General features: G+C 66.3%; 10 protein-coding genes. 8 read left to right on the top strand and 2 right to left on the bottom strand.

Annotated elements, in window-relative coordinates:
* Positions 1–42: 42 nt before the first annotated feature.
* The 8 genes from FAZ97_RS08535 (at position 43) to FAZ97_RS08500 (ending at position 10,127) form a co-directional block, all read left to right on the top strand.
* Entirely contained in the window at positions 43–1,269 is a 1,227-nt protein-coding gene (locus FAZ97_RS08535) for an aspartate aminotransferase family protein (protein ID WP_158758053.1), read from the top strand.
* A 29-nt stretch (positions 1,270–1,298) separates the two neighbouring features.
* Entirely contained in the window at positions 1,299–2,384 is a 1,086-nt protein-coding gene (aruF, locus tag FAZ97_RS08530; RefSeq protein ID WP_158758052.1) for an arginine/ornithine succinyltransferase subunit alpha, read from the top strand.
* Positions 2,381–3,412, top strand: coding sequence for an arginine N-succinyltransferase (gene astA / locus FAZ97_RS08525; protein WP_158758051.1), 1,032 nt, complete (start codon positions 2,381–2,383; stop codon positions 3,410–3,412). The genes aruF and astA overlap by 4 nt, the downstream gene beginning before the upstream one ends.
* Before the next feature lie 59 nt (positions 3,413–3,471).
* Complete coding sequence (astD, locus tag FAZ97_RS08520; protein WP_158758050.1) at positions 3,472–4,935, top strand: succinylglutamate-semialdehyde dehydrogenase; 1,464 nt, start codon at positions 3,472–3,474, stop codon at positions 4,933–4,935.
* A 9-nt stretch (positions 4,936–4,944) separates the two neighbouring features.
* Positions 4,945–6,285 (top strand): N-succinylarginine dihydrolase, encoded by a 1,341-nt coding sequence (gene astB, locus FAZ97_RS08515; RefSeq protein WP_158758049.1) that lies wholly within the window; start codon positions 4,945–4,947, stop codon positions 6,283–6,285.
* Positions 6,269–7,321: a succinylglutamate desuccinylase gene (astE, locus tag FAZ97_RS08510; RefSeq protein WP_158758048.1), complete on the top strand. Its 1,053-nt coding sequence runs from the start codon at positions 6,269–6,271 to the stop codon at positions 7,319–7,321. Before astB ends, astE begins: the two co-directional genes overlap by 17 nt.
* Before the next feature lie 307 nt (positions 7,322–7,628).
* Positions 7,629–8,429 (top strand): ABC transporter substrate-binding protein, encoded by an 801-nt coding sequence (locus FAZ97_RS08505; protein ID WP_158758047.1) that lies wholly within the window; start codon positions 7,629–7,631, stop codon positions 8,427–8,429.
* A gap of 312 nt (positions 8,430–8,741) precedes the next feature.
* Positions 8,742–10,127, top strand: coding sequence for an EAL and HDOD domain-containing protein (locus FAZ97_RS08500; RefSeq protein ID WP_233271548.1), 1,386 nt, complete (start codon positions 8,742–8,744; stop codon positions 10,125–10,127).
* Between the two features lie 53 nt (positions 10,128–10,180).
* Here the strand turns inward: FAZ97_RS08500 and FAZ97_RS08495 are convergent, their stop codons facing one another.
* Together FAZ97_RS08495 and FAZ97_RS08490 are read right to left on the bottom strand one after the other, a co-directional pair.
* Positions 10,181–11,623, bottom strand: a complete 1,443-nt coding sequence (locus FAZ97_RS08495; protein WP_158759097.1) for an HDOD domain-containing protein — start codon at positions 11,621–11,623, stop codon at positions 10,181–10,183.
* A gap of 48 nt (positions 11,624–11,671) precedes the next feature.
* The gene (locus FAZ97_RS08490) at positions 11,672–13,669 is read right to left on the bottom strand and encodes a putative bifunctional diguanylate cyclase/phosphodiesterase (RefSeq protein WP_158758046.1); all 1,998 of its coding nucleotides are present in this window, start codon (positions 13,667–13,669) and stop codon (positions 11,672–11,674) included.
* Positions 13,670–13,930 lie beyond the last annotated feature (261 nt).

The raw sequence follows: 13,930 nt of genomic DNA, 5'->3' as shown, positions 1-13,930 counted from the left end.
CGACCCCGAATTCGACACGCACTGCGTAATAGAGGAATCACCATGAACGACCAGACTGTGAGCCGCAAGACCTTCGACGAAGTGATGGTGCCGTGTTTCTCGCCCGCGCCGTTCGTGCCGGATCGCGGGGAAGGCTCGCGCGTGTGGGACACCGAGGGCCGCGACTACATCGACTTCGCATGCGGCATCGCCGTGACCTCGCTCGGCCACGCGCACCCGGAGCTGCTGCGCGTGCTGCAGGAGCAGGGCAGCAAGCTCTGGCACATCGGCAATGGCTACACCAACGAGCCGGTGCTGCGCCTCGCGCGTCAGCTCGAAACCCTCACGTTCGCCGACCGCGCGTTCTTCGCGAACTCGGGCGCGGAAGCCAATGAGGCGGCGCTCAAGCTCGCGCGCCGCGTGGCCTTCGATCGGCACGGCGCCGACAAGTTCGAGATCGTCTCGTTCACGCAGTCGTTCCATGGCCGTACCTTCTTCACCGTGAGCGTGGGCGGTCAGCCCAAGTATTCGGAAGGCTTCGGCCCCGTGCCGGGCGGTATCACGCATCTGCCGTACAACGACATCGAAGCGGCGAAGCGCGCCATCGGCGCGCAGACTTGCGCCGTGATCGTCGAGCCGGTGCAGGGCGAGGGCGGCGTGATTCCCGCCGACCCGGCGTTCCTGCACGCGTTGCGCGAAGCGTGCGACGCGCACGGCGCGCTGCTGATTTTCGACGAGGTGCAAACGGGCGTGGGCCGTACGGGCCACTTCTACGCTTACGAAGATACGGGCGTCACACCCGACATCCTCACGACGGCCAAGGCGCTCGGCAACGGCTTCCCGATCGGCGCGATGCTCACGACCGAAGCGATCGCCGCGCACTTCAAGGTAGGCGTGCATGGCACGACCTATGGCGGCAATCCGCTGGGCGCCGCGCTTGCGGGCAAGGTGGTCGAACTCGTGAGCGACCCGGCACTGCTGGCGGGCGTGCGCGCGCGCGGCGAAGCGATTCGCGCCAAGCTCGCGAAGATCAACGAGCGCTTCGACATGTTCAAGGAAGTGCGCGGCAAGGGGCTTTTGATCGGCGCTGAACTGAACGCGCGCTTTGCCGGCCGCGCCAAGGACTTCAACGCGGCGGCCGCGAATCGCGGCGTGATGATGCTGATCGCGGGGCCGGACGTGCTGCGCTTTGCGCCGTCGCTCATCATTCCTGAAGCGGACCTCGACGAAGGCTTTGCGCGCTTCGAACAGGCCTGCAACGACGTCATCGGCGTCGCCGGCTCGCGCTGATCCGCGCCCAACCGCACATAGGACCGACGATGCTATTCGTTCGCCCCGCCAGGCTTTCCGATCTCGACGCGATCGCCCACATGGCGCGCACCGCGCAACCGGTGCTGCATTCGCTGCCGCACGACCGCGCGGCGCTCGAAGCGCGTATCGCGCTTTCGGAAGATTCGTTTCGCGCGGACGTGGACTTCCCCGGTGAGGAGTTCTATCTGTTCGTGCTCGAAGATTCCGCCACGGGGCAGCTCGTCGGCACCTCGAGCATCGTGGCGGCGGCCGGCTACGCCGAGCCGTTCTACGCGTTTCGCAACGACGCGCTCATTCATGCGTCGCGCGAACTGCACGTGAACCGCAAGATTCACGCGCTGACGATGTCGCACGAACTCACGGGCAAGAGCCGTCTCGCGGGTTTTTACATCGAGCCAACGCTGCGCGGCGACGCGGCCGCGCATCTCATGTCGCGCGCACGCATGATGTACATCGCGATGAACCGCCGGCGCTTCACGTCCGAAGTGTTCACGCTGCTGCTTGGCGTGACCGACGAAAAGGGCGCGTCGCCGTTCTGGGAAGCCGTTGGGCGCAAGTTCTTCGGGCGCGATTTCAAGGACATCGAACTGGCCTCGGGCGGACGTAGCCGCACCTTCATCGCCGAAGTGATGCCGGCTTACCCGCTCTATGTGCCGCTGCTGCCTGAGCCGGCGCAGCGCGTGCTCGGCGAACCCGATCCGAGCGCGTTGCTGGCTTACGAAATTCATCTGGAAGAGGGCTACGAGCCGGACCGCTACGTCGATATTTTCGATGCGGGTCCGGTGCTCACCGCCCAGGTGGATCGCACGGCCTCGGTTGCCGGAAGCGAGGCGCGCGCGGTGCGTGAAGTTGCGGACGCAACGAACACGCAAGGCACGGCATATCTGGTCGCGAGCCAACGTGCAGGCGAGTTTCGCTGCGTGCTCGCGACGCTGCCAGAGAGCGAGCAGGGCGCGCGTGGACGTAACTTCGCGCCGCTCGACGCCGCCGCACGCGCCGCGCTCGGCGTGCAGGACGGCGAAGCGGTGCGCTGTGCGCCGCTTTATCGCGCCACCCCGCAAACAGAGGATGCATACATGGGAGACGCACAATGATTGTGGTACGCGTCGTGCAAACGGGCGACGTGGACGCGCTCGTCGCGCTCGCCAAGGAAACGGGCCCCGGCCTCACCACCTTCAAGCCCGACCGTGAGGCGCTCAAGGCGCGCATCGAGCGCGCACGGCGCACGCTGGCAGGCGACGCCGAGTTGCGCGAAGCCGGCTACTTCTTCGTGATGGAAGACACGGCAACGGGCGACGTGGCGGGCGTGTGCGGCATCGAAACGGCGGTGGGACTGGAGCAGCCGTTCTACAACTACCGCGTGAGCACGGTGGTCCACGCAAGCCAGGAACTCGGCATCTGGACGCGCATGCGCGCGCTCAATATCTCGCACGATCTCACGGGCTATGCCGAGGTGTGTTCGCTCTTTCTCTCGCCGCGCTATCGCACGGGCGGCGTGGGCGGGCTGCTTTCGCGCTCGCGCTTCATGTTTATCGCGCAGTTTCGCGAGCGCTTTCCCGAGCGCCTGTGCGCGGAATTGCGCGGCCATTTCGACGCAGAAGGGACGTCGCCGTTCTGGCGCGCAGTCGGTTCGCACTTCTACCAGATCGATTTCAACGCCGCCGACTACCTCAGCTCGCACGGTCGCAAGTCGTTCCTCGCGGAGTTGATGCCGCGTTACCCGGTGTACGTTGAACTCCTGCCCGAGGAAGCGCAGGCATGCGTGGGCCTCACGCATGCCGACACGATTCCCGCGCGGCGCATGCTCGAAGCCGAAGGGCTGCGCTACGAAAATCACGTCGATATCTTCGACGCGGGCCCCGTGCTCGAATGCCATATCGGCGACCTGCGCACGGTGCGCGACAGCGTGGTGGTGCCGGTTGAAATCGGCGAGGCGCATGCGTCGGAGGGCGTGCGCTCGCTTGTGTCGAATACGTCGCTTGGCGATTTTCGCGTGGGCTTCGCGCCCGGCGTCGTGCACGACGGCGTGTTCACGCTGAGCGCCACGGAAGCGGCGGCACTGAACGTCGCGGCGGGTGAGTCGGTGCGTGTGCTCGGCCCCGCAGCGAAGCAACAGCGATAAACCTGCATGGGACCCGAGTGAGCGTCAAAGCGCTAACTCGGGTCGACAAAAGGATGACCATGAACGAGCTTTACATCGATGGACAATGGTGCGCGGCCTCGGGCCCCGCGTTTTCGTCGCGCAACCCCGGCACTGGCGAGACCGTGTGGAGCGGCAATGCCGCAGGCGCCGAAGATGTCGATCGCGCCGTAAGCGCCGCGCGCCGCGCGTTTGCCGCGTGGTCGCAAACGCCGCTCGAAGCGCGCTGCGAAATCGTGAAGCGCTTTGCCGCGCTCGTCACCGAAAAGAAGGAAACGCTCGCTCAGGCCATTGGCCGCGAGACTGGCAAGCCGCTCTGGGAAGCGCGCACCGAAGCCGCGTCGATGGCCGCGAAGGTTGCGATTTCGATCACGGCATACAGCGAGCGCACCGGTGAAAAGCGCGCGGAGATGGCCGACGGTGTGGCCGTGCTGCGTCATCGCCCGCATGGCGTCGTTGCCGTGTTCGGTCCGTACAACTTTCCGGGCCATCTGCCCAACGGCCATATCGTGCCGGCGCTGATCGCGGGCAACGCCGTCGTGTTCAAACCCTCTGAACTCGCGCCGGAAGTTGCGCGCACAACGGTCGAGTTGTGGCACGAAGCCGGGTTGCCCGCGGGCGTGCTCAATCTCGTGCAGGGCGAGCGCGACACAGGCATTGCGCTTGCGAATCACAAGCAGATCGACGGGCTGTTCTTCACGGGCAGCTCGGACACCGGCACGCTGCTGCATCGTCAGTTCGGCGGCCGGCCCGAGATCGTGCTCGCGCTGGAGATGGGCGGCAACAATCCGCTCGTCGTCGCACCGGTCGAGGATATCGACGCAGCCGTGCATCACGCGATCCAGTCGGCGTTTCTTTCGGCAGGGCAGCGCTGCACGTGCGCGCGCCGCATTCTCGTGCCGGCGGACGCATTCGGCGAGCGCTTCCTCGAGCGTTTCGTCGAAGTGAGTTCTCGTATTACGGTGGGCGAGTACGACGCCGACCCGCAGCCGTTCATGGGCGCCGTGATTTCGGCGCGCGCGGCCGCCAAACTGATGAGCGCGCAAGCACAATTGCTCGAGCGCGGCGCACGCGCCTTGCTGCCGATGACGCAACGCGACCCGGCGCTCGGCTTCGTGACGCCCGCGATTCTGGACGTGACCGGCGTGGCCGACTTGCCCGACGAAGAGCACTTCGGGCCGCTCGCGCAGATCATCCGCTACGCGGGTTTCGACGACGCCATCGCGCAGGCCAACAACACGGCGTACGGTCTTTCGGCGGGCCTGCTCGCCGACGACGAAGCGCTGTGGCAGCGCTTCACGCGCGAGATCCGCGCCGGTGTGGTGAACTGGAACCGGCCGACCAACGGCGCGTCGAGTGGTGCGCCGTTCGGCGGCGCGGGCCGCTCGGGCAACCACCGGCCGAGCGCGTACTACGCCGCCGACTACTGCGCCTACCCGATGGCCTCGGTAGAAAGCACGCAATTGCAGATGCCCGCGAGCGTTTCGCCGGGTCTTCACTTCTAAGGAACGACGATGACAACCCTTGAAGCCAACTTCGACGGACTCGTCGGCCCCACGCACAACTACGCCGGGCTGTCGTTCGGCAACGTCGCCTCGCAGAACAACGAGAAGTCCGTGGCGAACCCGCGCGCCGCGGCGCAGCAAGGCTTGCGCAAGATGAAGCGGCTCGCCGACCTGGGCTTCGCGCAAGGCGTGTTGCCGCCGCAGGAGCGGCCTTCCATGCGCTTGCTGCGTGAGCTGGGTTTCGGCGGTAAGGATGCCGAAGCGATTGCGCGCGCCGCGAAAGACGCACCCGAACTCCTCGCGGCGGCAAGCTCCGCCTCGGCCATGTGGACCGCCAACGCGGCCACGGTGAGCCCTTCGGCGGATACGCCCAACCGGCGCGTGCATTTCACGCCCGCCAATCTGTGCAGCAAACTGCATCGCGCGATCGAGCACGAGTCCACGCGCCGCACGCTCTCCACCGTGTTCGCCGACCCGTCGCACTTCGTCGTGCACGAGGCGCTGCCCGGTACGCCCGCACTCGGCGACGAAGGCGCGGCCAACCATACGCGCTTTAGCGCGCAGTATGGCGAGCGCGGCGTGGAGTTCTTCGTGTACGGGCGCAGCGAATACCGCCGCGGGCCGGAGCCCAAGCGCTTTCCGGCGCGCCAGACGTTCGAGGCGAGCCGCGCCATTGCGCAGCGCCACGGCCTGACCGACGCCGGCACCGTGTTCGCCCAGCAAAACCCCGACGTGATCGATGCGGGCGTGTTTCACAACGACGTGATCGCCGTGGGCAACCGCAGCACGCTGTTCTGCCACGAGCGCGCGTTCGTCGACCAGAAGGCGGTGTACGACGAACTGCGCACGAAGCTCGCGGCGCACGACGCGCCGTTCCACGTGATCGAGGTGCCCGAGGCGCGCGTGAGCGTGGCCGATGCGGTCTCGTCGTACCTCTTCAACAGCCAGTTGCTGAGCCGGGCGGACGGCACGCAGATTCTCGTCGTGCCGCAGGAATGCCGCGAGAATCCGCACGTCGCGATCTATCTCGACGAACTGGTCGCGAGCAGCGGCCCCGTGGACGAAGTGCTCGTGTTCGACCTGCGCGAAAGCATGAAGAACGGTGGCGGCCCGGCGTGCCTGCGTCTGCGCGTCGTCCTCAGCGAGGAAGAGCGCGCGGCGACGGCGCCGGGCGTGTGGATGAACGACGCGCTCTTCACGCGCCTCGACGGCTGGATCGAGCGGCACTATCGCGACCGGCTCGCGCCGCAGGATCTGACCGATCCGGCGCTGCTCGTCGAGTCGCGCACGGCGCTCGACGAACTCACGCAGATTCTCGGCCTCGGATCGCTCTATGACTTCCAGCGCTGAAAACCCGCTCGCCGATTTTCTGGCGTACACGCTTGCCGGTACGCGTCCAGCATCGCCTGAGGCGGCGCACGGCGAATGCGCGGGCGGCGTACGCTGGCAATGGCTAGACGAGGGCGTGCTGGAGCTGGAACCGGCACGCGTCGACGCTACGACGCGCAGCGTGCTGCTTTCAGCGGGCGTGCACGGCGACGAGACCGCGCCGATCGAACTGCTCTCGCAGCTCGTGGCCGACATCGCGGCGGGCCGCGCGCCGCTGGCCTGCCGTGTGCTCGCGGTGCTCGGCAATGCAGCCGCAATGCGTGCAGGCGAGCGCTATCTCGACGACGATCTCAATCGCCTGTTCGGCGGCCGCCACGCACGCGTGCCGGCAAGCCGCGAGGCGCCGCGCGCCGTGGCGCTCGAAGCGGCGGCGCAACGCTTCTTCGCGAAGGCCCCAAGTGCTGCCGACGCGCCATTCGCGCGCTGGCATCTCGACATGCATACGGCGATCCGCGCCTCGGCGTTCGAACAGTTCGCGCTGCTGCCGCACACGGGCGAGCCGCCCGCGCGCGCAATGCTCGAATGGCTGGCCGACGCGCGCATTGCAGCCGTGCTGATCCACACGGAGAAGGGCGCGACCTTGTCGTCGTTCACTGCTGAAACGTGCGGGGCGCTCGCCTGCACGCTCGAACTCGGCAAGGTGCGTCCGTTCGGTGAGAACGATCTGTCTCGCTTCGCCGGTGCCGACGCCGCCGTGCGCCGCCTCGTGGCGGGCGAAGCGTCGTTGCCAAAAGGCGCGCAGATGCCGCGCATCTTCACGGTGATCGGCCAGATCACGAAGCAGAGCGACGCACTCAAGCTCAACGTGGCCGCCGACGTGCCCAACTTCACGCCGTTTCAGCGCGGCGAGGTGCTGGCGGAAGACGGTGCATACCGCTACGTGGTGCAGCACGACGAGGAGCGCATCGTGTTTCCGAATCCGGGTGTGAAGCCGGGCTTGCGCGCGGGCTTGCTCGTCGTCGATACCACGCGGGAGACGCTCGCCGCGCTCGTCTGAACGCCCACTGCAAGCACAAGCCGCAATGCATGCCTTCGCGCGCGCTTGCGCATCCACGACATCCACTTGCATGTTCGAACCCGCTGCGTCGGCCCGGCGGCGCGGCGGGGCGCTGGCGCCATCGCGGTACAATCGCGCCCTTGCGGTTGCTGCGGCGCACCACACGCGGCGCGCGCGATTGAGCCGTGATAGTGGCGCAGCGATCCTGTGCCGGCGCCGGGAAGCCGTCTTTTAGCGGCAAATCGAACCACGAAGCCGCCTGAACGGCCCTTGCTGGCGCACCCAATCTGACTGGAAAGAGACACTGATGAAGACGAACTGGAACAAGTTGGCAACGCTCGCATTCTGCGCAGCCGCCATGACGGCGGGCGCGGCAGGTGCCGCACACGCCGCCGATATCAAGGAAATCCGCTTTGGCGTGGAGGCGTCGTACGCGCCGTTCGAATCGAAGTCGCCCGCGGGCGAACTGCAAGGCTTCGATATCGACGTGGGCAATGCCGTCTGCGCGAAGCTCAAGGCAAAGTGCGTGTGGGTGGAAAACTCGTTCGACGGCCTGATTCCGGCGCTGCAGGCGCGTAAATTCGCCGCGATCAATTCCGACATGTCGATTACGGACCAGCGCCGCCAGGCTATCGACTTCACGGATCCGATCTACGCGATTCCGAACCAGATGATCGCGAAGAAGGGCAGCACGCTGCAGCCCACGGCCGAGTCGCTCAAGGGCAAACACGTGGGCGTGCTCCAGGGCACGATCCAGGAAACCTACGCGAAGGCGAAGTGGGCGCCCGCGGGCGTCGACGTCGTGCCGTACCCGACGCAGGACCAGATCTACGCGGACCTCGTTTCGGGCCGCCTCGACGCGTCGTTTCTGGACGCCGAAGCCGCCTCCAAGGGCTTCCTGAACAAGCCGCAGGGCGCGGCCTTCGCGTTTGCGGGCCCGCAGGTCGTGGACGCGAAGCTGCTCGGCGAAGGCGTGGGCTACGGCGTGCGCAAGAACGACCCGGCGCTCAAGGCCGCGCTGAACGGCGCGCTCAAGGACCTGAAGGCGGACGGCACGATCGACCGTATCGCCGCGAAGTACTTCGACGTGAAGGTCGTGCTCAAGTAATCGGCCAGTGTCGATAGACCGACCGGGTGGACGACAATCCAGCCGGCCGGTCTTTTTTTTTGCGGCTTTACTTCGGATTGCATATCAAATTGCCTGGTCGCCGAGGGGTGAGCCTGCGCCTGCGATGGATATGGCACTGCAAAAACCGCAAAAAAATCCATCAGAACGACAAGAACTTCATTTCCGCGCCTTACTTGCCAGGATAAAATCGGGATAAGAAAGTGCCGCGTCCGCAGCGAGGGCAAACGGTTGCGGCATGCCAAGAAACAAGACCAGGCTGCCGCCATGCACGCGGCGCCGCGCGGGGGACCCATGAGCTTCAACGCCGCAGACCGGCCGCAGATGTCAGAAGTCGCGGGCAGCACGCAGTCGCCGGAAAACGCCGGCCCACCCATCGAAGTGTATTTTGCGCGCCAGCCGATGCTCGACCGGGACGGCCTCCTGTGCGCGTTCGAGACACTGCCGCGCCTCGTGGACCGGCGCGAAAGCGCTGAAATCGAGCAAGAGGCCGAAGCGCTCGCCAAAGACCGTGCCTCGGGCATGACGCCCAAGCCTGCCGCCACGAGCACCGCGTTGCTCAAGAGCTTCGCCGCGCCCGGATTGCGTGCCTTGCTCGCCGGCCATCCGGCCTGGCTCGAAATGACGCGCGACGCGCTTTTTCACGAGAGCCTGCAGCGTGTGAGCCCCGAGCGCGTCATGTTGGAGTTGCCCGTGAACATCGGCGCGGACGCGGATCTGATCGCGCGGCTCGTCGATCTGCACCGTCGCCGTTATCGCTTTGCGCTCGACCATGTGTCGAAGGCCGACGAGTCCCTCGCGAAGCTGCTGCCGTATGTGGACGCCATCAAGATCGATATTCGCGAGATCGCGCCCACGGTGCTGCCGAAGTTCGCGAGCGTGATGAAGGCGGCGGGCAAGCTGCTCGTGGCCATGGGCGTCGAGACGCAGGAAGACTATCAGCGCGTGCACGACCTTGGCTTCGACCGTTTCCAGGGCTACTTCTTCGCGAAACCGCACGGCGGCGCTCGCCGCTCGCTCGCCCCACGTCAGGCGCTGTTGAACCTGCTGCATCTGCTGGCGGCCGAACCCACCGTCGCGCAGCTCGAAGCCGAGCTGAAACTCAACCCCGTGCTCGTGATGCATCTGATGCGGCTGGCCAACTCGGGCAGCATGAACATCGGCCGCAAGGTGACGACGCTGCGCGAGGCGATCAACGCGACCGGCACGAACGCCATCGCGCGCTGGACGCAATTGCTGCTCTACGCGGACGGCCGCAAGATCGCCGCCGAAGACGACCCGCTGCTGCAACTCGTGGCGACGCGCGCACGCTTCATGGAAATCGCCGTGACACAGCTTGCCCACGCTCACCTCGAAGAGGAAGACGCGGCGTTTCTCGTGGGCGTGTTTTCGTTCGTCGAGGCGGTGTTCGGCGGCCCACTCGAAAGCACGCTCGAAGTGCTCACACTGGCCAAGCCGATCCGCACGGCGATCGTGAAGCGCGAGGGCGCGCTCGGACGGCTGCTCGAACTTTCCGAGGCGCTGGAGCGCGCAGACTGGACCCGCGTGGACGCGCTGTGCGCGGAACTCGCGCCGCTCGACGCCGCGACGGCCGCCGCCATCTCGATGAGCGCTGCTGAGTGGGCGGGCACGTCCGGCCGCGACGCGCAAGACGAAGGACTGGAACGAATCGAGGACTGAAGAAGGGAGAGGGCGGCGCCGCAAACGGATGCGGCGCCGCGCTCAGTCGGAACTCAGGCGGTCTGCGGAACGTGCGTGAAGAAGCGCGCGAGTTGCTGCGCGAGATCGTTCAACGCGCTCATCTCTTTCTGTGAGATACGGCGCGGCTCCTGGTTCATGAGCCAGTCGCCGTACATCAGCGCAACGGGCTCGACGCCAGGTGCGCCCACCGGAAGCAGAACGAACGCGCGCGTGTCGTCGAAGCGCGAGCGATACCAGCCGGGCAGGCGCGCGAGAATCTTCGCGTCGCGCGCATTCTCGATGAAGATGCCCACCTTGTTCGCGATGGCGAGGTGGAAGACGTCGGGCTGGAACGCGGCGGAAAACGAGAGTTCGGGCAGCACGTCGCCCATGTGCGGGCCGAAGCCATGCAGCGCCTCGAACTTGTTTGCGCCTTGCCGTACGAATACCACACTGCGTGCGAAACCCAGCCCCGCGAGTACGGTTTCGGTCGCGAGCGTGAGGGCGGTGCTGAGCGCGCTATCGGCCGGCAACGCGCGCAGGTCCTCGACACCGGCCGCGATGCGCGCCTCGGGATCGAGCGCCTCGCGTGCGATCGCGTCGGCGTTGGCGCGCAATTCGACGATCTCGCGCATGACGCCGTCTTCGGCCTCCTCGCGTGCGAGCGCGAGGCTCATCTGCACGAGCACGTCGGCGTCGGTCGACAGCGCGCGGCCATAGTGCTGCGCAAGCTCGGTGATATGCGTCTCGCGCATTTCGTCGGAGAGGCCCGCCGTGGTCAGCACGCGTGCGACTTCGGTCGAATAGTTGGTGATGGCGCGCAGCCATTGCACGTCGCGCGGTTCCTTGTCGGCCGGGTCGTACTGGCGCATGCCCGAACGGATCGTGTCGGGCAGGCGCCAGCGCGTGGCGGCCTCGAGGCCGAGCTCTTCGAAGGTCACGCCGATCACTTCGAGGCATGCCTCGTCGTCGCTGGCACCCTCTTCGATTTCGCGGCGAATCTGGTCCCACTCGGGTTCGAGATAGAACACCACGAGCAGCTTGCCCACCTGGCGCATGAGCGTGCAGACCACGGCCTCTTCGCCCGCGCGCAGGTCGCCGTGCTCGGTGAGCTTGCGCGCGACGCAGCCGGAGAGCATGGTGCGGTTCAGTTCGAGCTTGGCGTCGATGCGGCGCGGCGCGCTGTGGTGAAAGTGATCGACGATCTTCAGGCCGACGACGAGATGGCCGACCGCGTCCATGCCGAGGACCATCAGCGCGCGCGTGACGGTCGTGATGTTGCCGCCGAACGCCATGTACATGGCCGAATTCGCGAGCCGCAGCACTTTCTGCGTGAGCGCGAAATCCGAGAGCACCACCTTCACGAGCGCGCTGAAATCGTAGTCGTCGTTCGTCATCGCCGCGACCGTGGTGCGCAGCGATTGCGACAGCAAGGGGAAGTCCCCGCGTTCATTCATGCGGGCCCACAAGCGGTCTAGCAGGACGGCCTTTACCATCTGAACCATGTCAATTTCGCGAAAGCCCTGCTGTTTGCGATGCCCGCATCATTGCACCTCGTGCACGTGCAACGCACCCGAAACGAAGCGCTGCTGCAATTCTTCTGAAGGCAGCGCCTTGCAGACGAGCCATCCCTGGATATGCTCGCAACCCATGTTCGTCAGCAGCTCGCGCTGCGCCTCCGTTTCCACGCCCTCGGCCACGAGCTCGAGATCGAGCGTGCGCGCGAGCCCCACCACGGCGTTCACGATCGCCTGATCGTTGCGCGAAGTGATGAGGTTCTCGACGAAGCTTCGATCGATCTTCAGCTTCGAAAGCGGGAAGCGCTGCAGGTACGCAAGACTCGAATACCCGGTGCCGAAGTCGTCCACCGCGAAGCGAATGCCCAGCGAGGTGAGTTCTTCGAGCAGCGTTTTCGCGTGCTGCGGATCGTGCATGAGCAGGCTTTCGGTGATCTCGAACACGAGCCGGCGCGGATCGACGCCGGTCAGCTCGATCGCCTCCTCGACACTTTCCCTGAAACGCGGATTGCGGAACTGCTGGGGCGAGACATTGACCGCCACATACTGCAGTTCGATGCCTTGCTCGTCCCATTGGGTCAGTTGCATACAGGCAGCCTTCAAAACCCAATTGCCGAGATAATTAATCAGGCCGACGGATTCCGCAAGAGGAATAAATGTTGAAGGCGGCACGAGACCGTGCAATGGATGTTGCCAGCGGATCAATGCCTCCACGCCGACCACGCCGCGCGACGCGCTGCTCGTGATGGGCTGGAAGTGTAGCGAGAATTCGCCGTTGCGCACACCGTCGTAGAGGTCTGACTCCAGCTTCAGGCGCATCGCGTCGGTGGGATCGTCGACGGGTACGTGCAACGTGAGCGTGTTGCCGCCGATGGCCTTGGCCTGCTGGAGCGCCTGGTCCGCGCGGCGGATGAGCGGCGTGGTGTCGGCGCTGGCATCGGCGCTGTTGTCGGTGCGGTTATCTGTGTGACTCGCTCCGGCCGCATCTGGCCGCTGGTCCGGATGGAACGCAATGCCGATGCTCGCCGAAAGGTGCACGGGCTGGTTGCGAAACGAGTACGGCTGCAGGATCGAGGTGAGCAGTCGCCGGCCGAGCGCTTCGGCGGCGGCGCGCACTTCGTCGGGCGCGGCGTGGCGTTGCGGCGTGATCAGAATGGCGAACTCGTCGCTGCCGATGCGCGCGATCGTTTCGCCCTGCAGCGCGAGGTGGGTGAGGCGCCGCGCGGTCTCGCGCAGCAGCTCGTCGCCGGCGTCGTAGCCGAGCGCGCGGTTCACGCGCTGATAGTCGTCGAGGTCGAGCAGCAGGAGCGCCACCGGCACGCCGAAATGGTCCGCGTCGGCCTGGGCGCGCTGCAGCGCGGGCGCGAGCGCGGCCTGGTTGGGCAGGCCGGTGAGCGGATCGTGATGCAGCGCGTGGGTCAGCGCGGCCTCGGTGCCTTGCCAGCCGGAGACGTCGAAGCCCGCCACGGCGAAGCCGGTCGTCTCGCCATACTGGGCGCGCTGCACGCGCAGCTCCACGGGAAGCGGGTAGGTGAGCGCCTTGACGAGATCGATCGTGTCTTTTTCGACGGCGCCGCTGTGGGCGGCACGCGCGATGAGCGCCTCCAGGCGGGCGTGATGCTCGGGCGTGACGATGTCGGCGAGCGTCGCGCCGAGCAGGAACTCCCGGTGATAACCCGCAAAGCGCAGGCTCGCGTCGGAGACGTAGAGAAAGTGGAGCTTCGCGTCCACGTGCACGAGGAAGTCCACCGCGGCTGCCGTGTTCTCGAACGAGAGCGAAACGGCGTCTGCGTAGTTGGGTGCGGCGACGGGAGGCGCAGGCGGCACGAGCGGTGCGGCGCCTTCGATGTCCGCGGCGTCTGCCGCGTGCTGTGCGTGCGCGGTGAGCATGGTATGCGCCGCGTTCGCGTCGCGAGGCAGGGGCGGGTCGCCGGCAATGCCCTTGAGGCCGGCAAGCGCGTAGAGCCGGTCGATGACCGTGCGCAACCAGCCCTGGCGGGGCGCGGAGATCCTGTTCGCTTCCATGTCTGTCGCTGGCAACCCTTTGTTTGTCTGTGGCGTCCTTGCCGGTTTCCGTATCCGGCTGAAGCCGCCCATCAGAGCAAGTTATCGACCTCGGACGGAAAATCTTTAGCGGCGGCGACCGAAAAAACACCTAACGCAGAAAGGTGACGGCAGAGCGGTGCGGCGGCGTTCAGATTCGGTTAAAGTGGCGCCGGTCGAGACGCCATTCGCCATGCGCGATGGGTCGGTGCGCGGAACGCGCCCGTCTTGCCGGCCGCAGGG

Source organism: Paraburkholderia acidiphila, assembly GCF_009789655.1.
Classification (GTDB): Bacteria; Pseudomonadota; Gammaproteobacteria; order Burkholderiales; family Burkholderiaceae; genus Paraburkholderia; species Paraburkholderia acidiphila.
This window is presented reverse-complemented; position numbering and strand designations above follow the sequence as displayed.